The organism is Vibrio sp. KUL80, assembly GCF_059725495.1.
Genome location: NZ_AP045841.1, coordinates 2918405 through 2941435 on the forward strand (window position 1 = coordinate 2918405; position 23031 = coordinate 2941435).

At 47.2% G+C, this 23031-nt stretch carries 20 protein-coding genes; 7 read left to right on the forward strand and 13 right to left on the reverse strand.

Annotated elements, in window-relative coordinates; genetic code table 11:
• Nucleotides 1–59 precede the first annotated feature (59 nt).
• Nucleotides 60–1187 carry a bifunctional chorismate mutase/prephenate dehydrogenase gene (gene tyrA, locus AC6I8U_RS13420; protein WP_498017146.1) on the reverse strand — a complete coding sequence of 376 codons (1128 nt, stop codon included), beginning with the start codon at nt 1185–1187 and terminating at the stop codon, nt 60–62.
• An 8-nt stretch (nt 1188–1195) separates the two neighbouring features.
• Nucleotides 1196–2269, reverse strand: a complete 1074-nt coding sequence (locus AC6I8U_RS13425; RefSeq protein ID WP_042476071.1) for a 3-deoxy-7-phosphoheptulonate synthase — start codon at nt 2267–2269, stop codon at nt 1196–1198.
• A 249-nt stretch (nt 2270–2518) separates the two neighbouring features.
• Here AC6I8U_RS13425 and AC6I8U_RS13430 point away from each other — a divergent pair, with 249 nt between their 5' ends.
• Together AC6I8U_RS13430 and btsR are read left to right on the forward strand one after the other, a co-directional pair.
• Complete coding sequence (locus AC6I8U_RS13430; RefSeq protein ID WP_498017147.1) at nt 2519–4222, forward strand: LytS/YhcK type 5TM receptor domain-containing protein; 1704 nt, start codon at nt 2519–2521, stop codon at nt 4220–4222.
• On the forward strand, nt 4219–4944 hold the full coding sequence (gene btsR, locus AC6I8U_RS13435; RefSeq protein WP_042476068.1) for a two-component system response regulator BtsR: 726 nt from the start codon (nt 4219–4221) through the stop codon (nt 4942–4944). Before AC6I8U_RS13430 ends, btsR begins: the two co-directional genes overlap by 4 nt.
• A 55-nt stretch (nt 4945–4999) precedes the next feature.
• Here btsR and nagZ read toward each other — a convergent pair whose 3' ends face one another.
• Complete coding sequence (gene nagZ / locus AC6I8U_RS13440) at nt 5000–5983, reverse strand: beta-N-acetylhexosaminidase (RefSeq protein ID WP_128647991.1); 984 nt, start codon at nt 5981–5983, stop codon at nt 5000–5002.
• Nucleotides 5984–6085: 102 nt separating this feature from the next.
• Between nagZ and AC6I8U_RS13445 the strand changes: the two genes are divergently transcribed.
• Together AC6I8U_RS13445 and murQ are read left to right on the forward strand one after the other, a co-directional pair.
• The gene (locus AC6I8U_RS13445; RefSeq protein WP_498018363.1) at nt 6086–7204 is read left to right on the forward strand and encodes an anhydro-N-acetylmuramic acid kinase; all 1119 of its coding nucleotides are present in this window, start codon (nt 6086–6088) and stop codon (nt 7202–7204) included.
• A gap of 8 nt (nt 7205–7212) precedes the next feature.
• On the forward strand, nt 7213–8142 hold the full coding sequence (murQ, locus tag AC6I8U_RS13450) for an N-acetylmuramic acid 6-phosphate etherase (protein ID WP_498017148.1): 930 nt from the start codon (nt 7213–7215) through the stop codon (nt 8140–8142).
• A gap of 95 nt (nt 8143–8237) precedes the next feature.
• Here murQ and AC6I8U_RS13455 read toward each other — a convergent pair whose 3' ends face one another.
• Entirely contained in the window at nt 8238–8594 is a 357-nt protein-coding gene (locus AC6I8U_RS13455; RefSeq protein ID WP_234496120.1) for a DUF2799 domain-containing protein, read from the reverse strand.
• Between the two features lie 275 nt (nt 8595–8869).
• Here AC6I8U_RS13455 and AC6I8U_RS13460 point away from each other — a divergent pair, with 275 nt between their 5' ends.
• A complete protein-coding gene (locus AC6I8U_RS13460) occupies nt 8870–10354 on the forward strand; it encodes a carbon starvation CstA family protein (protein WP_252013526.1) in 1485 nt (494 codons plus the stop codon).
• An 89-nt stretch (nt 10355–10443) separates the two neighbouring features.
• Here the strand turns inward: AC6I8U_RS13460 and AC6I8U_RS13465 are convergent, their stop codons facing one another.
• The 4 genes from AC6I8U_RS13465 to thrA all read right to left on the reverse strand — a co-directional run bounded on the left by AC6I8U_RS13465 (nt 10444) and on the right by thrA (nt 16117).
• A complete protein-coding gene (locus AC6I8U_RS13465; RefSeq protein WP_498017149.1) occupies nt 10444–11283 on the reverse strand; it encodes an arylamine N-acetyltransferase family protein in 840 nt (279 codons plus the stop codon).
• Nucleotides 11284–11416: 133 nt separating this feature from the next.
• Complete coding sequence (thrC, locus tag AC6I8U_RS13470; protein WP_498017150.1) at nt 11417–12697, reverse strand: threonine synthase; 1281 nt, start codon at nt 12695–12697, stop codon at nt 11417–11419.
• Nucleotides 12694–13656 (reverse strand): homoserine kinase, encoded by a 963-nt coding sequence (thrB, locus tag AC6I8U_RS13475; RefSeq protein ID WP_498017151.1) that lies wholly within the window; start codon nt 13654–13656, stop codon nt 12694–12696. Before thrB ends, thrC begins: the two co-directional genes overlap by 4 nt.
• 1 nt (nt 13657) lies before the next feature.
• A complete protein-coding gene (gene thrA, locus AC6I8U_RS13480) occupies nt 13658–16117 on the reverse strand; it encodes a bifunctional aspartate kinase/homoserine dehydrogenase I (protein WP_234494486.1) in 2460 nt (819 codons plus the stop codon).
• A gap of 421 nt (nt 16118–16538) precedes the next feature.
• On the opposite strand from thrA, the gene AC6I8U_RS13485 reads away from it, so the two are divergent.
• Complete coding sequence (locus tag AC6I8U_RS13485) at nt 16539–17012, forward strand: ribonuclease regulator (RefSeq protein WP_498017152.1); 474 nt, start codon at nt 16539–16541, stop codon at nt 17010–17012.
• 18 nt (nt 17013–17030) lie between these two features.
• Here AC6I8U_RS13485 and AC6I8U_RS13490 read toward each other — a convergent pair whose 3' ends face one another.
• Nucleotides 17031–17513 carry a putative 4-hydroxy-4-methyl-2-oxoglutarate aldolase gene (locus tag AC6I8U_RS13490; RefSeq protein ID WP_498017153.1) on the reverse strand — a complete coding sequence of 161 codons (483 nt, stop codon included), beginning with the start codon at nt 17511–17513 and terminating at the stop codon, nt 17031–17033.
• Nucleotides 17514–17610: 97 nt separating this feature from the next.
• A complete protein-coding gene (locus AC6I8U_RS13495) occupies nt 17611–18003 on the reverse strand; it encodes a DUF3293 domain-containing protein (RefSeq protein ID WP_252013520.1) in 393 nt (130 codons plus the stop codon).
• Nucleotides 18004–18332: 329 nt separating this feature from the next.
• Between AC6I8U_RS13495 and arcA the strand changes: the two genes are divergently transcribed.
• Nucleotides 18333–19049 carry a two-component system response regulator ArcA gene (arcA, locus tag AC6I8U_RS13500; RefSeq protein ID WP_234494490.1) on the forward strand — a complete coding sequence of 239 codons (717 nt, stop codon included), beginning with the start codon at nt 18333–18335 and terminating at the stop codon, nt 19047–19049.
• Between the two features lie 69 nt (nt 19050–19118).
• Here the strand turns inward: arcA and AC6I8U_RS13505 are convergent, their stop codons facing one another.
• From AC6I8U_RS13505 to mnmL, 3 genes are all read right to left on the reverse strand, one after another.
• Nucleotides 19119–19589: a hypothetical protein gene (locus tag AC6I8U_RS13505; protein ID WP_234494491.1), complete on the reverse strand. Its 471-nt coding sequence runs from the start codon at nt 19587–19589 to the stop codon at nt 19119–19121.
• Complete coding sequence (gene arcB, locus AC6I8U_RS13510; RefSeq protein ID WP_498017154.1) at nt 19589–21937, reverse strand: aerobic respiration two-component sensor histidine kinase ArcB; 2349 nt, start codon at nt 21935–21937, stop codon at nt 19589–19591. Before arcB ends, AC6I8U_RS13505 begins: the two co-directional genes overlap by 1 nt.
• A 68-nt stretch (nt 21938–22005) precedes the next feature.
• The gene (gene mnmL / locus AC6I8U_RS13515; RefSeq protein WP_252013518.1) at nt 22006–22944 is read right to left on the reverse strand and encodes a tRNA modification radical SAM protein MnmL/YtqA; all 939 of its coding nucleotides are present in this window, start codon (nt 22942–22944) and stop codon (nt 22006–22008) included.
• Nucleotides 22945–23031 lie beyond the last annotated feature (87 nt).

A 23031-nucleotide genomic window follows, 5' to 3' on the forward strand; every position in this document is an offset into this window, starting at 1 on the left:
AAAACGCAGCTAAACAGCTGCGTTTTTTCTATCTTATCTAACTAAATCTAATTGGTTACTTAACCGCGATGAATAGCGTCATTCGCTTGTTTCAGAAGGTTTTGACTCTCAGACATAAACTGCTGTGAGTAATCACCAAACCAATCGCTCACCTCATTAAACTCAGTGACAAACTTCGCTTTATCTTTGCTATCGAGTAGCGCCAACGCTTCGCCAAACTGCTTATGGAAACACTTGATCATCTCGATGTTTTCCTCTGATGACATAATGATGTCGCCGTACAGCGTTGGGTCTTGAGCAAACAGTCTGCCAACCATCGCTAGCTCGAGACGGTAGATCGGTGAGCTCAATTTCACTAGCGTATCAAGGTCTGGGTTTTGCTGACTCAGATGGCGACCGTAGGCGAACGAGGTGAAGTGGCGTAGCGCCTGGATCAATGTCATGCCTTTGTCGTGTTGCTCAGCAGAGATCTGGCACAGACTCGCGCCCCAAATCTTGAACTGTTCGAGTAGCCATTGGTATTCAGCTTCTTGTCTGCCATCGCAGTAAACAATAACCTGCTTAGCAAGACTTGGTACGTCAGGGCCAAACATTGGGTGCAGACCAACAACCGGACCTTGGTGCACGTTCATCATGGCATTAAGTGGCTTGGACTTGATGGACGTTAGATCACACAGGATGCAGTCTTCCGGTAGGTTTCCAAGCTTCTCAATCACACCTACTGTCAAGTGAATTGGCACCGTTACCACCACAAGACCAGCGTTGTCTAAGATCTCATCAGCGCGATCCCAATCTTGGCTACCGAGCACTTTGACTTGATAGCCAGACAAGGTAAACATGCGACCAAACAAGCCACCTAATTGCCCTTTACCACCAACAATAACGACTGAGCGCAATTCTGGGTTAAGGCACTTAAAGCCAGAGTCTTTCTCACTAGCATAAGACTCACGCATGGTGCGGCGCAGGATGTCCTCGATTAACTGAGGTGGCACACCCTTTTTTGCTGCTTCTTCACGGCGAGAGGCCAGCATGGCTGCTTCTCTGTCAGGGGCATAAATAGGTAAGCCGTGTCGGCTCTTTACTTCACCAACTTGCTCCACAAGAGATAGACGCTTTGCCAAAAGCTCAAGCATCTGCTTATCAACGTCATCGATTTGGTCACGCAATGCGTTCAGTTCAGCAGCCATGGATGTCATTATTCCTTAATACGATTTTCCAAGAATGGGACGAGCTCAGTATGAGCATGACGTAATAGTGCCTCAGTTGAATCCCAATTGATACACGCATCGGTGATAGACACGCCGTATTGCATTTCATTAAGCGGAATATCTGAGCTTTGGTTGCCTTCGTTAAGGTGACTTTCAATCATCAAGCCGATAATCGACTTGTTGCCTTCGCGGATCTGGTGAATCACATCCTCAGCAACGAGAGGCTGACGACGGTAGTCTTTGCGAGAGTTAGCGTGGCTACAATCGACCATCAATGATGCATCTAGGTTCGATTTGGCAAGCTCTTGCTCACACTCAGTCACAGACACTGAATCGTAGTTGGTTTGTTTGCCGCCACGAAGAATTACGTGACCGTTAGCGTTACCTTGCGTCGTCAATAGCGCTACCTGCCCCTCACGGTTAATACCCATGAAGCGGTGGCTTGAAGACGCCGCTTGCATCGCATTGATTGCTGTCGCTAGGCTGCCGTCGGTGCCGTTTTTAAAGCCGATAGGCATCGATAGACCACTTGCCATTTCACGGTGAGTTTGTGATTCTGTAGTACGAGCACCGATCGCTGCCCATGAGAACGTATCCGCCAGGTACTGCGGGCTGATTGGGTCTAGCGCTTCTGTTGCCAGAGGGATTTCCATCTCTGCTAGCTCTACCAGCAGCTGACGACCTACGTGCAGGCCGTGCTCGATGTCGAATGTCCCATCGAGTTGTGGGTCGTTGATAAGACCTTTCCAGCCCACTGTGGTACGCGGCTTTTCAAAGTACACTCGCATAACAATATATAGCTGATCACTCAGTTGCTCCGAGAGTGCTTTAAGACGTTTAGCGTATTCCTTTGCTGCATCAACGTCATGAATAGAACAAGGACCACATACAACCAACAGGCGATGGTCTTTTTTATGGATGATGTTAGCGATGGTCTCACGAGAGTCTTGAATAAACTTACGCGCTTTTTCGCTCAGTGGTAGCTTTTGTTTTAGTTGCTCTGGGGTAATCAGTACCTGTTCGTCGCTGATATTAATATTACTGAGTTCGCTCTTTTTCATCTCATCACCTGTAAATTTATTTTTACACCGAACTTTTATCAATTCCATGTCCGGCTAAGCTTTAACTGGTAATATACATAGATAAAAAACACATGCAAGCGTAAACTTAAAAAAACACTCAATGTAAAAATAAATTTACATCTAATTACTTGCTTATCATCGCCCCCCAATAAACATACTTCGACACCGCCCCCTCCTCTTTGTTACGACATGAGTTACAATAGAAGCATCAAGGTTGAGGTGGTACCCATGGACTTAATTATCTCTTTGCTGCAACAGATGTGTGTGTATCTGATGCTAGCTTATATGCTCAGTAAGACACCTCTGTTCCTCCCGCTGTTTAGCGTTACAAACCGCTTGAGCCACAAGTTCAGTATCTATGTGCTGTTCTCCTCATTCTGCATTCTCGGCACATACTTTGGTCTTCAGATCGATGATGCGATAGCAAATACACGTGCGATTGGTGCCGTGATGGGCGGTTTGTTTGGTGGACCCGTTGTCGGCTTTGCGGTTGGATTTACTGGTGGCATGCACCGCTATACGTTAGGTGGTTTTACTGATGTCGCTTGTGCGATCTCCACCACAGCAGAAGGGGTGATTGGCGGTATTATGCACCTCTACTTCCTCCAAAAAGGTAGGAAAGAACAGCTGTTTAATCCCATGGTGGTGTTCTATGTGACCTTTGTAGCGGAAGTGGTCCAGATGTTGATCATCTTGATTGTCGCCAAACCTTTTGACCAAGCTTATACGCTGGTTTCTAACATCGCAGCACCAATGATCATTGCGAATTCAGTCGGTGCAGCGCTGTTTATGAGCATACTTCAAGACCGCAAAACCATCTTTGAAGAATACTCAGCAACCTTTTCTCGGCGAGCGTTAAACATCGCAGAACGTTCGGTGGGTATTTTGGTCCATGGGTTTAACTCCAACAATGCGAGTAAGATTGCCCGTATCATTTACGAAGAAACCAATGTCGGTGCTGTTGCCATCACTGACCGCGAAAAAATCTTGGCCTTCGTTGGTATAGGCGCGGATCATCATAAGCTTAACCGCCCCATTTCATCGCAAAGTACGCTAGACTCGATGAACAATAACGACATTATCTACCTCGATGGCAAAGAAAACCCGTATCAGTGCTCTATCTCGAAAGATTGCAAACTCGGCTCAGCGCTTATCATCCCGCTGCGTACAGGGGATGAAGTTATTGGCACCATTAAGCTGTACGAACCGAAGCGGAAGCTGTTTTCAACCATCAATATGTCGATGGCAGAAGGCATAGCTCAGCTACTCTCTAGCCAGATCCTGCATGGCGATTACATCCATAAGCAGACCTTGCTAAACCAAGCTGAGATTAAGCTTCTACACGCGCAAGTGAATCCGCATTTTTTGTTTAACGCGCTCAATACCATTAGCGCGATTACCAGACGCGATCCGGACAAGGCACGCAGTTTGATTCAGCATTTGTCGCAGTTCTTCCGTAGTAACCTTAAGCAGAATATTGAGACGGTGACGCTTAAAGAAGAGCTGGCGCACGTCAATGCTTACCTCACAATAGAGAAAGCGAGATTTACTGACCGATTGGAGGTAGATATCGATATTTCACCCGATTTACTCGAGCAAGCTGTACCGAGCTTTACCTTACAACCTCTGGTCGAAAACGCCATCAAACATGGCATATCCAATCTTATTGAAGGGGGCACTATTCGAATCTTTAGTGAACCCTGTGAACAAGGCTATCGACTCACTGTTGAGGATAACGCGGGCACCTACTTACCTCCTGAGCCGGATCATCAAGGACTGGGGATGCAGATAGTGGATAAACGCTTGCGTAATCAATTTGGGCGTGACTCAGCGCTAAAAATTGAAGTTGAAACACAACGCCACACGCGAATGAGCTTTATTATTCCAGCGCCCGCAAATTCAGACGATAAAAGGACGGCTATCGCCTCATGACACGACTAACCGCATTAGTGATTGATGATGAATTGTTTGCTCGTGAGGAGCTTATTGAGCTTTTGGCTGAGTTTGAACAGATTGAGGTGATTGACCAAGCTAGCAACGCCATTGAAGGTTTAAAGAAAATCAATCTACATAAACCTGATGTGGTTTTTCTCGATATCCAGATGCCACAAATCACAGGTATTGAGCTTTTGGGCATGCTTGACCCTGACACTATGCCAAATGTGGTCTTCGTGACCGCCTATGACCAATATGCGATTCAAGCGTTTGAAGACAATGCGTTTGATTACCTGCTTAAGCCTGTTGACCCTTGCCGCTTAGGAAAAACCATTAAGCGCCTCAATAAGCGCGACACCACTCAAACCGAGAACTTTGATACTCTAGCACCAGCCACGCTAGACCAAATTCCTTGCGTTGGTCACAACCGCATCGTCATCATAGCCACTAAGGATGTGGAGTTTGCCTACAGTGACCTTTCAGGTGTGCATGTACAAACCGCGACTCAAAAAGCGACATCGCAGTTGACGCTCAAAGTGATTGAAGATAAGACGTCACTCATTCGCTGTCATCGTCAGTTTTTGGTGAATGTAAAGGCGATTAAAGAGATCAAACTGCTAGAGAATGGACTGGCGGAAATCATTACTCAAAGTGATCATCCAATACCTGTGAGTCGCCGGTATTTGAAATCGTTGAAAGAGACGTTGGGGTTTCACTGATATCCTGATTACATACAAAAACAGCGAGCTAAGCTCGCTGTTTTTGTACCTATCTCTAACCTTCCAGCGCCGACAGCACCTTACTATTCGCCGCTTTCCACTGAGCACTTTTCTTCAGCTCTTCTAGGTCAAAGTTTTTCTTTCTCAACATACGGCTTGCCTGCTTCACTTTGGTAATTGGCAGGTTATCCAACACCTCAATCGTCGAGTTTCGGTTATTACACATCAAGAGCGTATCGCAGCCCGCATCGAGTGCCTGCTGTGCACGAGCTGCTGGGCCGCCCATAATCGCAGCGCCTTCCATTGATAGATCATCAGAGAACACAATGCCATTAAAACCAAGCTGTTTGCGCAGCACGTCTTTTAGCCAATAGCTTGAGCCACTCGCTGGCTTGTCATCATAGTGAGGAAAAACCACGTGTGCCGGCATCATGGCATCGAGTACGCCGGCTTTGATATGAGCCTGGAAGATGCGCATATCGTCTTCAAAAATAGAGTCTCGATTATCTACTGGCGTCTCAAGGTGCGAGTCCGCGGTTACGCCGCCGTGTCCCGGAAAGTGCTTACCGGTTGTCGCCATGCCTGCAGACTTCATGCCCGCCATAAAGGCGGTGGTGTACTGCACAATCGTCTGGAAGTTGTCACCAAAAGCGCGATTACCAATCGCTTTGCTTTGCTCACCTTGGTCAAGTACCGGCGCGAAGCTCAAATCAATATCATGAGCAATCAGCTCGGCAGCCATCAACCAACCTGCTTGATGAGCCAACGCCTCGTCTTTAAGCTTGGCGTAACGAGCGGCAGGAGGAAGCAAAGTAAAGCCATCACGAAAGCGCTGTACGCGCCCACCCTCTTGATCAACACCAATCACTATGGGTTTCTTTGCCGCTTGACGGATTTGTCGATTGAGTTCAATCAGTTGCTCGGAGTCGTGGTAGTTTCTAGCAAATAGAATTAAACCACCTACGGTTGGGTGCTCCAAAATTTCACGATCTTCAGCAGTCAGCTCGTAGCCTGCCACATCAATCCATAGCGGTCCCATAATTGCTCCTCTGCAAAATTATTATCAAATGGGCATCCCCAGAGGTTATTCCTATTGTTTTTGATTTACAATAAAGCTGAGTAAAAACGGAGTAAGTTTATGATGTCAAAGGAAGCGCTGTATATTGGTATCATGTCAGGCACGAGTCTGGACGGTGTCGACACTGCGATTGTTGCCATTAAGGATAAACAAATTCGCTTGCTAGATAATGATTTTCTAAGTTATCCCGACACACTCAAACGTGATGTTTTGGCTATATGCCAAGGGCAAGCCACCAGCCTAAAATCCATAGGTGAGCTCGACCATAAGCTGGGAATACTCTACGCTAACGCCGTTGAGTCTTTGCTGGCCAAGTCGAGCTATAACGCCTCTGACATCAAGGCGATTGGCAACCATGGTCAAACCGTCTTTCATCAGCCTGACGGCGACATCCCGTTTACGACTCAACTAGGCGACAATAACCTTGTTGCGACGCTCACGGGCATTGATACCATCGGTGACTTCAGACGCAAAGACATGGCTCTAGGCGGTCAAGGTGCACCCTTGGTTCCTGCATTTCATCGTTACCTATTCGGCGACAGCGAATCGACGCAAGTTATTCTCAATATCGGCGGCATTGCCAATGTGTCTGTGCTTCAGCCTAACGGCGATGTGATCGGGTTTGATACCGGTCCCGGTAATGTGCTTTTGGATCATTGGTGTACTCAAGCTTTTGGGCAAGCTTTTGATAAGGACGCTCAACTGGCCAATCAGGGTATGGTTCACCATGAACTATTAGCCCAGATGCTGACAGACCCTTACCTAACGCGAAGCGCACCCAAGAGCACTGGGCGCGAGTACTATCATGGGCAATGGCTCGATACTCAGCGCGCTGCCATCAAACCGGGCATGAGCGATCATGACCTACTGCGCACCCTAACTGAATTTACTGCCATAACTGTCGCGGATGCCATCAAGCCTTACGGCATCGGCAACAGCCCCAAACTGCTAGTGTGTGGTGGGGGCGCTAACAACCCGATTATCATGAGCCGCCTAAGCGAGCTGCTGACCAACTGGCACGTTGACTCTACCGATAGCGAAGCAATCAACGGTGACTATATGGAGTCAATGGCATTTGCTTGGCTGGCTCACTGTTTCGTTAATAAAATGCCAAGCAACCTGCCTTCGGTCACTGGCGCAAGCAAAGCCGTACCGCTGGGCGTGTTCTACCCCGCTAACTAGGACCCATTATGACAAACGACGCTTTACTTAATGCGCTCTCCCAGCTTGTATCTGAAGGACGCAACCCAGAAACCATGGACATCGATTTGCTATCGTCTGAGCAGATATTGGTACGCATGAATCAGCAAGACAGCCTCGTTCCTTTGGCGGTTGAAAAGGTCATCCCAGACATTGCCAAGGCGGTTGATGCCATTACTGATGCTTTCAAACAGGGTGGGCGCCTTCTCTATGTCGGAGCAGGTACCAGTGGTCGACTTGGCGTACTGGATGCTTCTGAGTGTCCACCAACCTTTGGCACTGATCCTGACATGGTGGTGGGAATTATTGCCGGTGGCAAAGATGCGATGTTTAAGGCGAAAGAAGGGGCGGAAGACGATCCTGTACTCGGCGCTCAAGATCTCAAAGATATCGCCCTCTCAAATAAAGATGTCGTTGTAGGTATCGCCGCAAGTGGTCGAACGCCTTATGTTATCGGAGCCTTGGAATACACTAACGAGGTAGGCGCGACGTCCGTCGCACTATCTTGTAATCCAGCCTCTGACATAGCCAACATTGCAAACATTGCGATTAGCCCAGTTGTGGGCCCTGAAGCACTCACAGGTTCCACTCGCCTAAAGTCAGGGACAGCACAAAAACTGGTACTGAACATGCTCACGACTGCGAGCATGATTCGATTAGGAAAAAGCTACCAAAACTTAATGGTGGACGTAAAAGCCACCAACGCAAAGTTAGTAGCCCGAGCGACACGAATTGTCATGCAAGCCACAGAATGCCATAAAGAGGTGGCCTCTAAAGCACTCAAAGAAACGAACTATGACGTGAAGTTATCCATTTTGATGATTCTCACCGGCTTAGAGAAAGCGGCTGCCGAAAAGCAGCTTATGCAGCAAGAAGGCTTTCTGCGTCGAGCTGTGGATGGCGATAACAGCAGCCAATAACTCGCGCTTTAGTCCGATTGACCGATTAGTAAACGCAAAAGGGTTAGCATGTCGCTAACCCTTTTATTGTTCATTGATCTAATGAAGCTGCGATATTAAAAACCGCTTTGCTGAGAATAGTCAGTCCAGCCGCGCTGCCACTCCATTCGAAAACGTTGAGCTTCCGGTAAACCTTCACACGCACCGGTATAATATTGCCCAGACAAACCAATCTGATACGCAAAATCTGCATCGCAGAACTCAATAAGGCCGCGCTGATAACCCGCGTCATACTCTGAATGTACCGCTTCACCAAGCTTATTTAAATCGGAATAGCTTCGCGATAGCTGACCTCTCACGCCATCTTGATAACCGATCTGATCCCAGCTTCCTTCTTTAGCAAGATCGTCCACACCCTTAGCACAGCCAAATGCTAGTAAGCTGGTCGCAACGATGATTAGCGCTCTCATGATTTCCCTTTATGGTCGAAAAATGTCTTGCGACAACAATGCCAGTTCTGAAGCCGTTTTACCACTCTTGCTCAGTGAAAGTGACTCGCTTCACGCTTTTATTCTGCCACTCACCGCCTAAATCCGACCGCTTAGCCAACGACAAAACCACTTAACCTAGCTATTGACCACTTAATCATCTATTCCGCCACTAACCGAATAAGGCGATGTCGTGCTAATTCATCATTTTTATAATGGTTACCAGAAATTAATGTCATCACAAACTAGGGATAACAGTTATGTTGTGGTTTTTAACTTGTGTTGCAGCCTTGATCGGCGGCTACTTTATCTACGGGGCTTTCATTGAGAAGGTCTTTGGTATTAACGAAAAACGTCAAACACCTGCTCATACCAAAGCAGATGGCGTTGACTACGTTCCAATGTCAACCAAGAAAGTTTACTTGGTTCAGCTACTCAACATTGCGGGTGTAGGTCCAATCTTCGGTCCTATTATGGGTGCACTGTACGGTCCTGCAGCGATGCTTTGGATTGTTATCGGTTGTATCTTCGCTGGTGCAGTTCACGATTACTTCTCTGGTATGTTATCAGTGCGTAATGGTGGTGCATCAGTACCAACGATCACCGGTCGTTACTTAGGCAATGGCGCCAAACACTTTATGAACATTTTTGCCATCGTCCTATTGCTACTGGTTGGTGTGGTTTTCGTTTCAGCGCCTGCTGGCATGATTACTAACCTAGTGAACGACCAAATGGACATGTCGATGAGCATGACCACTATGGTAGTGATTATTTTCGCGTACTACATCATCGCGACCATTGTACCTGTTGATAAAATCATCGGTCGTTTCTACCCACTGTTCGGCGCGCTGCTTATCTTCATGTCTGTTGGCCTTATCACAGCGGTGGCACTGTCAAGCGAGCACCAAATCATGGGCGGCTTTGAAATCAGTGACATGTTTACCAACATGAACCCAAATGACCTGCCACTTTGGCCTGCTCTATTCATCACTATCGCTTGTGGTGCTATCTCTGGCTTCCACGCGACTCAGTCTCCTCTGATGGCTCGCTGCATGGAAAATGAAAAGAATGGTCGCTTCGTATTCTACGGTGCAATGATTGGTGAAGGTGTTATCGCACTTATCTGGTGTGCACTAGCGCTATCTTTCTTCGGCTCTATCGACTCTCTAGCAGAAGCAGTGAAGAACGGCGGTCCTGGTAACGTAGTTTACAGCGCGTCATTCGGTCTACTGGGTGTCTTTGGTGGTGTGCTTGCGTTCCTAGGTGTGGTTATCCTACCGATTACTTCTGGTGACACAGCGTTCCGTTCAAGCCGTCTTATCCTTGCTGAATACTTCAACATGGAGCAGAAGACACTGCGCAACCGCCTAATGATGGCTATCCCACTGTTCGTTATCGGTGGCATCCTGACTCAGGTTGATTTCGGTGTTATCTGGCGTTACTTCGGCTTCGCTAACCAAACCACGGCAGTAATGATGCTTTGGACTGCGTCGGCTTACCTACTACGTCACAACAAGCTTCACTGGGTAACAACGGTACCTGCAGTGTTCATGACAACGGTAGTGATTACCTTCATCCTGAACAACGCTACGCTAGGCTTCGGTCTACCGATGCAGCTATCAACAATCCTTGGTATCGTATCTTCACTTTCTATCGCGGGTTACGTGATTAAGAAATCAAAAGGCAAAGGTGAGACTGACCTAGCCGATGAAGAGAAACCAACAGGTAAAACAGAGACAGCGTAAGTTATCCCTATTGCGCTAACACTCTAACGAAAAGCCCCTTAACATCACGTTAAGGGGCTTTTTATTATCAGCGCCAGTTTGCGCCCAGCTTAAATGGTCTTGTTGAACAGCCGCTTCAGAATCGCAGCCTGTTGAGGCGCCCCTACTTCGATGCCCAGTTCTCGCGCTATCACAGCAAAGTATTCATGCTCTTCGAGCTCAATTACCGACACCTCCTCTTCACCAACTCTGCATCTCAATACCCTATCGAGCAAAGTGACGCTGCCTTTTTGATTCGCTAGAGCTGCGGTGAGAGATTGAGTAAAGACGGTATTCGCGCTTGTGGATGTATAGTGGTTGGCATACTCGATATCTCCCTGCCCAGCAAATGCCATATCGAGGCTATAAAGATCCATCCACCCATCTTCATTACGTCTTTGCAACAGGTAGCCATAGTCTTCAACTTCTACGAATCGAAACAGCTGGAAATCAGCGTGCTGCTCTACATCAACAACAAGTTTTATTGGCGCTCTGGGGGTGTGGGAGCCAAAACCGACATCCACTATCCAGCGTTCTTCATCTATGGTGACCAGCGTCACTTGATGACTTCGGCCTGAAGGCGTATCACCAAGATGCACTCGAGCAAGCTTAGGCTCAGCTTGAAAGCCCAGATGAGTAAGAGCATCGAGAAACAGCCCGTTAACCTCAAAGCAATAGCCGCCTCGTGGATGACTCACCAGTTTTTCAAAACGTGCTTCTTGCATGAGGCTAATGGCACCGCCAGCAAACACATCGAAGTTTTCAAACGGAATAGCTTGATGCTGCGCCTTTTGCAGTAAAGCCAGACACACAGAATCTGCCACAAACTCGGTGGTCACGTTTCCATTATCAACGCCAGGCAGCGCCAAGCCGATTTTATCTAAGTACTGTTTCAACTGAAGTGGTGACATGCTTATTCCTGTAATTGGCTATCTAACTTTTTAAAATGTAAGCCAGCTTAATACCTTAGGTTAACTTGAGGTCAAGATAAAAAAATGCCCAAGCTGTCTACTAGCTTGGGCATTGATATTTTCGCTATTCGAGTTACTGAACTCGGCGCAATACTGCTTTTAGTGCATCGAAGTCATTATCAAGGTCTTCTGATAACAGCTCCATTGCAGCGTGTTTTGCGAGTGGTCCTGGAAGCTCGATGTCTGACTCAAGTATATCGTCCACGACCTCTTTAAACTTCGCAGGGTGAGCAGTACACAAGAATAGACCCGTTTCGCCTTCTTGAAGTTGCTCGTTCAATAGTCGGTACGCGATAGCGCCGTGTGGCTCACATAGGTAGCCTTGGGCGTTGAGATCACGTACAGATTCCGCACTTTGCTCATCCGTCACCATGCCTTTGCCTAGCGTATCCAGCCCCCAGTCTTTGATTTGGCATAGCTCTTCGATACGTGGCCAGTTGTTTGGCTGGCTTACGTCCATCGCGTTTGAAGTTGTCGCAACCGTTGGTTTAGGATCCCACTCACCCGTTTCTAGGTAGCGAGGCACCGTATCGTTAGCATTGGTTGCCGCAATGAAGCGTTTGATAGGAAGACCCAGTGCTTTCGCCAATAGACCTGCCGTTAGGTTACCAAAGTTACCACTTGGAACCGATACAACTAGGTTCTCACGCTCTTGTTTAGACATCTGAGATGCCGCTTCGAAGTAGTAACAGATCTGCGCCATCAGACGGCTGATGTTGATTGAGTTCGCCGAGTTAAGGCCAATTTCTTCACGCAGTGCTGCATCGTCAAAGGCTTGCTTAACCAGTGCCTGACAGGCATCGAAGTCGCCATTGATTGCTACTGTATGGATGTTCTTGCCTAGTGTGCAGAATAGTTTTTCCTGCAGCGGGCTAATCTTGCCTTTTGGATAAAGGATAACAACATTAATGTCTTCCATGCCGTAAAACGCATGTGCAACCGCCGCACCCGTATCACCTGAAGTCGCAGTAAGGATGGTGATCTTGCCACCATCAGAGACTGCCGCCAAAGACTGAGCCATAAAGCGACCACCGAAGTCTTTAAACGCCAGCGTTGGACCATGGAAAAGCTCAAGCGCGTACACGCCATCTTTAACTTGATTGATAGGCGCTGGGAATTGGAATGCATTGTCGACCAACTCATTGACTTTTTCAGCTGGAAGCTCATCACCGATCAGCGCAGACAAAATCTTTGCGCTACGCGTGACAAAGTCTTCAGCCAATAGTGCGTCTACATCATCGAACTTTGGCAGCTCAGATGGAAAAAATAGACCTTGGTTGCGACCTAAGCCTTGGCGAACGGCTTGGCCAAACGAGACTTGCTCGTCGTTCTCTTTGATGTTGTACAGCTTCATAGCTTACTTCCTGTTACCTTCGAGCCTTGCTTGTCCAGACGACAAACATGGACGAATCCTTCGTTATTTTGTACGTAATTCTCTTCTAGCCAGCGAGCCACTCTGTCCGCGACATCTTTGTCTTTGCATATGCTAAAGAGCGTCGGGCCGCTGCCTGAAATTCCTGTTGCTAGTGCACCCGCTGTCGCAGCGTATTCACGAGCTTTGCTAAACCCTGGTAGTAGCTTAGCGCGATAAGGTTCGGCGATGACATCTTTGATCATCTTCGCAGCCAACTCAGGTTGATTAGAGTGGCAAGCGTGGATGAACCCAGCTAAGTGACGACCATGAGCAATGATATCTTGTCTGCGATATTGAGATGGTAGGATCTCACGCGCTTCTGCAGTCGACACCTTGATGCCTGGATAAGCCATAACCCAGTACCATTCGTCGAAACATGGTACTTCTTGGCTGATGATACCAAGCTCTTCAAGCATCAACTGCACGCCACCTAGGTAGCAAGGTGCCACATTGTCATAATGGATGCCACCAGAAATTTGCCCTTCCATCTCACCCATTAGCGCAAGAAGCTCAGTTTCATTCAGTGGCTTACCGTGGAACTGATTCAAAGCATCGAGCGCAGCAACAATCGAGCAAGCGCTAGAACCCAGTCCAGAACCAATTGGCATATTCTTCTCAAGCGTCATGTAGACTGGCTTGAGTGCCACACCTTTTTTGTCTAGCTCACGAGCATAAACCTTCCAGCAATCGTAAACGATATTCTCTTTTGGATCGCTTGGCAGCTTATCAACAAAGCTGCCTTTGGTGGCAAGGTCGAACGGCTTATCGCCCAGTCTTACCTCAACACAATCGCCAAGCAGGGTACCATCAACAGGTGATACCGCTGCGCCCAACACATCAAAGCCAACGCTTACATTGCCAATCGAGGCAGGCGCATAAACGACAACGCTATCACTCATCTTATACTCCTAGTTTCCAGCCTAACGTACGCATCACGTCAGAGAAGACGCCCGCAGCCGTCACTTCTGTACCTGCGCCGTAGCCGCGAAGTACCAGTGGGATTGGCTGATAGTAACGGCTGTAGAAGGCCAGTGCGTTCTCACCGTCTTTGATCTTAAACATCGGGTCGTTTTCATCGACAGCTGCAATACGAACGCGACACTTACCATCGGCGATCTCACCGACATAACGAAGTACTTTGCCCTCTTTCGCAGCGTTTTCTACCAACTCGCTGAAATAAGCATCTGCTTCTGGCAGACGAGCCATAAACTCATCGATAGAACCAGAATCGTCAAAGCCAGGTGGTAGGGCTTGGTCAACCTCAACATCTTCTAGCTCCAGCGCCATGCCAGCTTCACGAGCGAGAATAAGTAGCTTACGCGCGACATCCATACCAGAGAGATCGTCACGTGGGTCCGGCTCAGTAAAGCCTTTATCCTTGGCTACATTGGTTGCTTGGCTCAACGTTAGTCCTTCATCCAACTTACCGAAGATGAATGATAGAGAGCCAGACAGGATGCCGTTGAACTTCTCAAGTTCATCACCCGCAGCAATCAGGTTCTGCAAGTTTTCGATAACCGGTAGACCTGCACCTACTGTTGTTTCATACATCAGCTTACGGCGAGAGCTGCGAGCCACGTCGCGAAGCTGATGATAGTAAGACATGCTTGCTGTATTCGCCTTCTTGTTTGGCGTCACTACGTGGAAGCCAGCGGCTAGGAATTCAGCGTATTGATTCGCGATGTCTTCGCTAGACGTACAATCAACCAACACTGGGTTAATGATGTGATTGCGCTGTACCAGTGCAGCAAGACCCGCAACAGTGAATCGCTCACTCACATCACCCATACGGTCACGCCATTGCTCTAGCGGAAGACCATTACCATCAAGCAGCACACCTTTACTATTTGCTAGACCACATACGCGGATGACGATGCCTTTTTCAGCCAGTTTCGCTTGCTGTCTTTGGATCTGATCCACCAGCTCACCACCGACGCCGCCAACACCAACCACAAACACATCAAGGAAGTGCTTAGAGTTAAATAGGTTCTCATGACAGGCTTTGATGGCTTCAGAGATTTTATCTTCAGGGATAACGGCTGAGATAGCTCGCTCAGAAGAGCCCTGTGCAATCGCAACGATATTCACATTAACTTCTGCCAGTGATGAGAAGAATTGAGAGGCAACGCCGCGAGAAGTACGCATACCATCACCGACTAGCGTTACGATAGCAACGTCGTCCATAAACTCTACAGGCTCTAGCAGACCATTTTTAAGCTCAAGTTCGAACGCTTCACTAAGCGCACGTTCAGCCTCTAGCTTGTCTTCTTCTTCGATACAGAAACTGATGCTGTACTCAGATGAAGATTGAGTAATGAGAACAATAGAGACACCTGCCGATGACATCGCGCCAAATACGCGGCTTGCCATACCTACCATGCCCTTCATACCAGGACCTGATACGTTCACCATGATGAGGTTAGAAAGCGTAGTGATACCTTTGATTGGCAGATTGTCTTCGCCTGTGTCCTGACCGATTAGCGTACCGGCACCTTGTGGGTTAAAGGAGTTCTTAATCAGACATGGGATATGGAATTGGGCAATAGGAGCAATGGTTTTCGGGTGAAGAACCGAAGCACCAAAGTAAGAAAGCTCCATCGCTTCTTGATAGCTTAGCGATTTCAGAAGGCGCGCATCATCAACCAATCGAGGGTCACAGTTATAAACACCATCAACGTCAGTCCAAATCTCACAGCAATCTGCTCGCAAGCACGCAGCAAGTACAGCGGCAGAGTAGTCTGAGCCATTACGGCCTAACGTTACCAGTTCCCCTTTCGCATTACCTGCTGTAAAGCCAGGCATGATGTGTACAACACCTTCAGCAAGCGGGTTAGCTTGGAAGTTTTGCGTAGAGACCTCAACATCCACCATAGCTTCTAGATGATCGCCGTTGGCAAATAGGTACTTCACAGGATCAATAAGATCAGCGGCTTGGCCTTTCGCGACAAGCACAGCCTTCATAAGCTGAATTGAGATGCGCTCACCTTTAGAGATGATGCGAGCGTTCACATGATCTGGGCATGTGCCCAACAGGCGAATACCATGGACAAACTGATGTAATTGGAACAGCGATGTTTTGACTTGGTTATCAAAATCCGTGCTGTCGATATTCGGGAGGACTTTCTTAATATCCGAGAACAACTCATTGAATGAGGTTTCTAGCTCAGAGATTTGCAGTTCAACTTCATTGTTTTTCAGTGCAGTTTCAATAACTGCCACTAACTTGTTTGTGGTTTTACCCGGTGCCGATAGCACCACAGCTAGATCTTCTTGCTGGGCATTATTAGCGATGATGTCCGCCGCTCTTAAGAAACGGTCTGCATCTGCTAACGATGAGCCTCCAAATTTTAGTACTCGCATCCTTTCCTCCCGAAATACTCAAAACAGGTAAAAAAAAGGCCCGTATCTTGGTGATACAGGCCTTGTTTTTGAATTTCTTTCGTCTACCAGCCTGCCCCAACGATAATGTCGGTAATAATAATGGTGGTGGTCATTACTACGTGCTGGCGATTAAACATAATAGGTTGTGCTTCAATTTCTGTTATGTGCTTACCCATACGTGTACCGCATTTGTTGGCGATTAGTCAATCAAAATTTGTACTTTTGTTGCTTATCGTGCGATTTTTTCTCAAAAGCATAGAAACGAATAATGTCGCATTTATATGCAGTTAGGATCTTTATACATAACTAAATGCTATATAGTTTTACAACTTTTTGCTTAGATTCTGTGCTTTAATTAGAAATCAATAAACTATAAAAACAACAACCAAGGAGTGGTGCTATGAAAGCAGTGTCTTTATACGCTTTGCCGTTTCTGTTGTTTTGTGGTTCTTCTCTTGCGGTAGAGCTTCCAGCGCTCCCATCTCAACACAACCAATCGCCTCATAATTTCTTTATGTCTTCGGGTAGCAAGTCTAGCACTGCAGACTCATTTGACGTTTGGAATATTGACAGTGGTTACTCGTATTCGGTATTTGATTCGCTCGACGTTTACATCGGTGCGCGCCTTAACAACTCAGAATTGTCCAATGACAGCGGTTTTTTGAGTGGTGTGAATTATCAGGTTTCAGATCGTATCTCGGTGAAAAGTACGCTGCGTGGTTATCAATATGAAGAGAATAATGAGACTCAAGGCGGCATGGCGGCTGAGATTTCAAGCCGAATGAGACTAACCGAAAACCTAGACGTTCACGCGACCTTTGATTTTGAAAAGGTACAACAGGGCGTAGAGGTCGGTCTAGGTTTCCGTTTCTAATCCAGTGTTACTGCAACACTAAAATTCCAGCTTTTCTTTGCTTACCAGCACACCATTCCAGTCAGAATAGATATAGTGACCAGGTTGAACAATCTGATTGTTCATCGTCAGCGTGACATTCACCTGACCCGCGCCACGTTTTTCTGTCTTAAATGGGCAAGCTGCAAGCGCTTTTACGCCAAGATCCATTTCAGACATGGCTGCCACATCGCGAATAGCGCCATTCACGATTACGCCTTCCCAGCCATTTTCAATAGCCATGATCGCCAACTGATCTCCAAGCAGTGCTTTGGCGCAAGAACCATTGCCATCAACAAAGAGTACTTTCCCTTTTCCATCGTGTCCGAGCACTTCACGCACCATTGAGTTGTCGTGATAGCAACGAACCGTCACTATCTTTCCCCAAAAGGCGGCGCGTTGTCCAAAGTTTTGCAGTGGTAAGTTCAGCAGCATCACTTTGTCTTCGTGTTGGTCACAAATATCAGGTGTGATATCTCTCATGTTTCCTCCGTGATATAGCTCAGTAGCCACAAAAAAGTGCCTGTGTCTTTAAAGAGCATGTAAAGTAAAATCCGTTTCCACTTGCCCAGTCAGGGTGCTAGTCGCACACATACTGACTCAACAAGCCTAAATTCTGTTGTGTTCGGTTCTCATCACAGGAGACCAAAAACAGTACACCATTTTCTACCCAATAAATGGCATTTTGCTCATATTTTTGCGCTAACTCACAGGCTTGCAATAAGGTGATATCAACCGAAAAGCTCGCTTCAACCCAGTCAAAGCTTGGGTCACCGACGTTAACACGCCCATAGTGAAACCCTTGTAAGTCTTGCTCTAGCATTCGGTTTTTTATGCAGTTAGCTTCGTCTGAAAGCTTTTGGCTTCTGGGGTTGCAAGCCGTAATGATGGCGTAACTGCTGCATTCCCACCTACTGAGAAAACGCATCGCAATGTTTGAATAGGCACGCCAGAGTCGTGCATCAATACTCATACTATCCAAATTTTAGCCTCTGCCCAATACTATTAATATTTGTTACAAAGCGGCTATTGATTTAAATCAACAAACTGCAAGGAATTAACATTTGACCATTGTTAGCATGCTGTTAACATTATAGAATTCGCCTCAATGACATAGCAGAATAATAAGAGATTAAAGGGATTTCTCGTTTTTTGGCAACATCATGGATGGCGACGTAACACGTAACTGTTTCGATGATGGTGAGTAAAACCTCCAAGAAACATTACCTATATGTTAACTTTTTGCCTAGAATTTATTCTACTAGCGACAGAATTATCACAAGTTTAATTTAGGTACCGCCGATGCAAAGCCCGCAGATTCTTATTGTTGAAGATGAGCAAGTAACCCGTAACACCCTAAAAAGCATTTTTGAAGCAGAAGGATATGCTGTTTTCGAGGCCAGCGACGGTCAAGAAATGCACCAGGTGCTATCAGAAAACTCTGTAAACCTAGTTATCATGGATATCAACCTTCCTGGTAAGAATGGTCTACTTCTAGCGCGTGAACTACGTGAGCAAGCAAACGTTGCTCTAATGTTCCTAACAGGTCGTGACAACGAAGTAGATAAAATTCTTGGTCTAGAGATTGGTGCTGATGACTACATCACTAAACCATTCAACCCACGCGAACTGACTATCCGCGCTCGCAACCTGCTAACTCGCTCAATGAGCAACAATGCAGCGACTGAAGAAAAGCGTAGCGTAGAGAAGTACGAGTTCAACGGTTGGGTTCTAGACATCAACAGTCGTTCTCTAGTGAGCCCTAGCGGCGACAGCTACAAGCTGCCACGCTCTGAGTTCCGTGCTCTACTGCACTTCTGTGAGAACCCAGGCAAGATCCAAACTCGTGCGGATCTTCTTAAGAAGATGACGGGTCGTGAGCTCAAGCCACATGACCGTACCGTAGACGTAACTATCCGTCGTATTCGTAAGCACTTTGAATCAGTGTCTGGTACGCCAGAAATCATTGCAACGATTCACGGTGAAGGTTACCGCTTCTGTGGTGATCTAGAAGAGTAATTCACTCTTTCTTAGCCAAATAAAGAGGGACGCATCACGCGTCCCTTTTTTCATCTGCGGTGAGGCAAATCAGTAAACCGTGTCGATGTTCACCTGTTTGCTCACCAACCAAGTTTTGTTTTCACCATCGATAAGCTGCACGGCCACATCGACAGGCTTGGTGATGTTCACCTCTAGCTGCCAGTTAAAGGCGACTTCCCATTGACTCTCTGAATGGTTACGAAGCTCAAAGTCACTGCCTTCGAATTCCCATGTCATATCGCCTTGCTTAAGCACAACCATAGACACATCCATATCAGCCGGAAGTTGGTTATCCGTACTCAGGTTCAAGGCTCCATAAAGGTTTTGCTCTTTCACCAACGCCGATGTCTCACCAATTTTTGGCATCATATCAATCCATAGGTTCGAATTGAGGCTAACAGTTTGCTGCTCGACCATCGCTGTATTGCTCGACGCCCACATAGCTGAGTCGGTTGCAGGAGATGATGCACAGCCCGCTAACGCAATAGAGAGTGCAAGTGCGGTAACAACTTTTTTCATTATGATTCCTTACTTTCCAACCACGATTTTAGTATCTGAATATCATTTTGATATTCGTTTTTAATCTCTTCAACCCAATCTTCGATATTTTCCCACCATGCAGGCAGTTCTGGGGATTGAGCTTTTTGTGCAATAGACTGAATGCGCTTCAAACCGATAGACCCGGCTGCACCTTTGATCTTGTGCGCCTCAGAGGCAATACCTGGCTGGTCTTTGGCGGTCATGTTTGAGTCTAGGATCTCAATGTAGCCTGGCATCATATCTTCGAACATAGTGATGCTATCAAGCACGGGTTTACTGCCAACAATATCGACATATGACTCCAGCATGTCTAAATCTAACAAACGAGTAAATACTTCATTATTGATGTTCGATTCCACTGCAACCTCCTGCGGTGTTTCCTCTGTTTGCTCTTCCTCACCATGGAATTTATTAATGACTTCCGTCAGTGCTTTCACACTAAGCGGCTTACTAATGGCATCATCCATTCCCTTGGTAAGATATTCTTGTTTGTCCTTAAGAACGTTCGCTGTTAGTGCCACCAATGGCGGTAGGGTTTGATAGCGCTCTCTGAAACCTTGGGCAACATCAAATCCAGTCATATCCGGCAGTTGTATATCGAGTAGCGCAAGATCGTAATCACCCGGTTTGAAGTCAGCCAACGCCTCCTCTCCACTCATCGCCACTTCTACCGTGTGCCCCAAACTCTCGAGTAGAGAGCGAGCAACGGTAATATTAAGCTCGATGTCCTCAAGCAAGAAAATACGCAGACTGCCTTGGCGTTTCACTTCAACCGGTGCTAATTGCACCTCGTCCGCGCAAGGCACGTTGATCGTAACAGTAAAGGTGCTCCCAAAGCCTTCTTCACTGTCGACGGTGATATCGCCGTCCATCATTTTGATCAGTTGTTTGGATACAGCAAGACCGATACCGGTTCCCACCGCGTGTAAGTTGTCTTTGCCCGATTTCACTTGGTAGTACATAGCAAAGATCTTATCGAGCTCTTTTTGCGGTATACCGATACCAGTATCTTCAATCTCTATGGTGATATGGGCGTGATTGTCTTCGACATCGGCGCTGACCGTCATCACTACGCCGCCTTGCTTGGTGAACTTCATTGCGTTACTCACCAGGTTCCAGATAACCTGACGCAGTCGCGTAGCATCGACGACTACCCCTTCAGGTAGATCCGTGAGTCGTTCCAGATCAAAGCGCAGCCCTTTTTGCTCGGCCATCAATCCAGAGATACTCTCGAGCTCGGCGACGAAATCTTCGAAATTTAGTGGTTCGGGGAAGAGCTCGAGCTTGCGCCTATCAAACTTATCCATATCGATAATGTCGTTAAAGATATGACCCAGAGTAATCGCACTGACATTGATGGTCTGTAGCTGCTTGCGCTGCTCGTGGTTAAGCTGTCCATCCAGCAGCATACGACTCAAGCCAACAATGCCGTTAAGTGGCGTTCGCAGTTCGTGGCTGATGGTAGAGATAAAGGTTGTCTTATCTCGACTCGCTTTCTCCAGCGACTCTGCGTGACGCTTACGTTCCGTAATGTCACGACCAAAGCCAACCAAGCCTAAGTGACGGCCATCTTTACTATAAAACGGCACCTTACGAAGCTCGTAGAAACATTTTTTACCGTCTGGATACTCAAGCCACTGCTCATAGGTGAGGGCTTGGTTATCACCCATTACCTTATGATCGGTCTCCACGACTTGTTTGGCAATCTCTTCTGAATAGACATCCCAAGGCGTAAGGCCAACTAAGTCTTGCTCTTTACGCCCCGTAAGCACTTCCATTGCTTTGTTACAGCCAGAAAACACCCCTTCAGCATTACGATAGTAAATAAGGTCTGGAGAGGCATCGATAAACGAGCGCAGCAAAGCCGTACGCTCTGCCAGCTCTAGTTGAGTACGTTCACGTTGAAAGACTTCGTTTTCAAGATCTTTCATCGCCTCTTCACGAGCTTCCTCGGCTTTTTGCCTCTCTTCGATCTCTTGGTTGAGCTTGCGGATGTTTTGCTGAAGCTTGTGGTTAAGATCTTGGTCGCGTGAACGCATTTCTTTGAGTTTGGAAACCATCTTAGCAAGGCGCTGACGAGACTCTTCGAGTTGGTCGACCACTACTGAGAGAAAATACACCGCCCAAGGGGTAATCAATAAACCAAAAAACACTGAGCGAACAATATCGATATCATCGACACGCCCATTTAGAACAAGGGTGATACCAACCTGAACGACAACGGCCAGTGCGACTAGCGCCAACGCCAATATAATAGAGAAGCGAACAATACCGAGTCTCACCAACAGGTCGACATAGTATTGCGCGAGATTTTTGATGGGTTTCATTCAGCACTCCGTGCGTTACAACTGGGCTAAGTCTATCACTAAGCCCAAGTTTGCACACGGAAGGCGAATTATTTGAGAACAGGTTTGTGATAAATAAACGGATTCTCAGTCAACGCGCCCTGAGCACCTTGTGCCGTCAGAGTTCGACCAAGCTCAGTCATCGCCAGCCAGCGGTTTTCACACCACAATGGAGACAACAAAGTTGGACGTCGCGCAGATGACGAAACTCGGTGATACACAATCTCAGCAGGCGTTCTACGAATCATTTCACTGGCGACATCGAGATAAAACTCCAATGTTGGTGCTTCCAAACGCCCCGCTCGCCACGCTTTTGCCATAGTGCTCCCCTCAACAATATGAAGACCATGCAGCTTGATACCATCAGTACCTGTCGCAAGTACCTTCTCTAGGGTCTCAAGGTTGTCTTGTTTGGTTTCATTCGGAAGGCCGACAATTAAGTGCGTACACACCTTAATGCCAAGTGCGCGAGCGCGTTTAGTAATCTCGTCGTAAACCGCAAAGTCGTGACCACGATTGATACGCTTAAGTGTTTGATCGTTAGCAGTTTGCAAGCCAAGTTCGAGCCAGATTTCATAGCCCTGCTCTACATAGCCCGCTAACAATTCAAGAACGGAATCCGGCACACAGTCAGGGCGCGTGCCCACACACAGACCGACGATGTCGGCGTACTTAAGCGCTTCTTCATACATGTTCTTCAGTACTTGCACTTCGGCATAGGTGCTGGTGTAAGCCTGAAAATACGCCAGATATTTCTTGGCACGTTTGACCTCACCCGCTCGGTCAGTCAATTGCTCGTGGATAGACTGGATCTGGGTCTCTTCGCTTGCGAAAGAGGCCACGTTGCAGAATGTGCATCCGCCACGGCCAATGGTGCCATCGCGGTTTGGGCAGCTAAAGCCGCCGTGCAGGGTTAGTTTGTGAACCTTTTCTCCATATCGACGCTGAAGATCTTGTCCAATGGTGTTCACCAACTCATGTAATTGCATTGCTCAAAAAACCTACTAATAAGAATGAATCTCACTCTAATTCGTGAAACTTAATTACATCCCTGCAAAAGAAAACCATGAATAGTA

What these genes read in the sequence shown, in the direction of transcription:
- tyrA (WP_498017146.1), bottom strand. Translation starts at nt 1,187, where the DNA reads ATGGCTGCTGAACTGAACGCATTGCGTGACCAAATCGATGACGTTGAT.
- AC6I8U_RS13425 (WP_042476071.1), bottom strand. Translation starts at nt 2,269, where the DNA reads ATGAAAAAGAGCGAACTCAGTAATATTAATATCAGCGACGAACAGGTA.
- AC6I8U_RS13430 (WP_498017147.1), top strand. Translation starts at nt 2,519, where the DNA reads ATGGACTTAATTATCTCTTTGCTGCAACAGATGTGTGTGTATCTGATG.
- btsR (WP_042476068.1), top strand. Translation starts at nt 4,219, where the DNA reads ATGACACGACTAACCGCATTAGTGATTGATGATGAATTGTTTGCTCGT.
- nagZ (WP_128647991.1), bottom strand. Translation starts at nt 5,983, where the DNA reads ATGGGACCGCTATGGATTGATGTGGCAGGCTACGAGCTGACTGCTGAA.
- AC6I8U_RS13445 (WP_498018363.1), top strand. Translation starts at nt 6,086, where the DNA reads ATGTCAAAGGAAGCGCTGTATATTGGTATCATGTCAGGCACGAGTCTG.
- murQ (WP_498017148.1), top strand. Translation starts at nt 7,213, where the DNA reads ATGACAAACGACGCTTTACTTAATGCGCTCTCCCAGCTTGTATCTGAA.
- AC6I8U_RS13460 (WP_252013526.1), top strand. Translation starts at nt 8,870, where the DNA reads ATGTTGTGGTTTTTAACTTGTGTTGCAGCCTTGATCGGCGGCTACTTT.
- AC6I8U_RS13465 (WP_498017149.1), bottom strand. Translation starts at nt 11,283, where the DNA reads ATGTCACCACTTCAGTTGAAACAGTACTTAGATAAAATCGGCTTGGCG.
- thrC (WP_498017150.1), bottom strand. Translation starts at nt 12,697, where the DNA reads ATGAAGCTGTACAACATCAAAGAGAACGACGAGCAAGTCTCGTTTGGC.
- thrB (WP_498017151.1), bottom strand. Translation starts at nt 13,656, where the DNA reads ATGAGTGATAGCGTTGTCGTTTATGCGCCTGCCTCGATTGGCAATGTA.
- thrA (WP_234494486.1), bottom strand. Translation starts at nt 16,117, where the DNA reads ATGCGAGTACTAAAATTTGGAGGCTCATCGTTAGCAGATGCAGACCGT.
- AC6I8U_RS13485 (WP_498017152.1), top strand. Translation starts at nt 16,539, where the DNA reads ATGAAAGCAGTGTCTTTATACGCTTTGCCGTTTCTGTTGTTTTGTGGT.
- AC6I8U_RS13490 (WP_498017153.1), bottom strand. Translation starts at nt 17,513, where the DNA reads ATGAGAGATATCACACCTGATATTTGTGACCAACACGAAGACAAAGTG.
- AC6I8U_RS13495 (WP_252013520.1), bottom strand. Translation starts at nt 18,003, where the DNA reads ATGAGTATTGATGCACGACTCTGGCGTGCCTATTCAAACATTGCGATG.
- arcA (WP_234494490.1), top strand. Translation starts at nt 18,333, where the DNA reads ATGCAAAGCCCGCAGATTCTTATTGTTGAAGATGAGCAAGTAACCCGT.
- AC6I8U_RS13505 (WP_234494491.1), bottom strand. Translation starts at nt 19,589, where the DNA reads ATGAAAAAAGTTGTTACCGCACTTGCACTCTCTATTGCGTTAGCGGGC.
- arcB (WP_498017154.1), bottom strand. Translation starts at nt 21,937, where the DNA reads ATGAAACCCATCAAAAATCTCGCGCAATACTATGTCGACCTGTTGGTG.
- mnmL (WP_252013518.1), bottom strand. Translation starts at nt 22,944, where the DNA reads ATGCAATTACATGAGTTGGTGAACACCATTGGACAAGATCTTCAGCGT.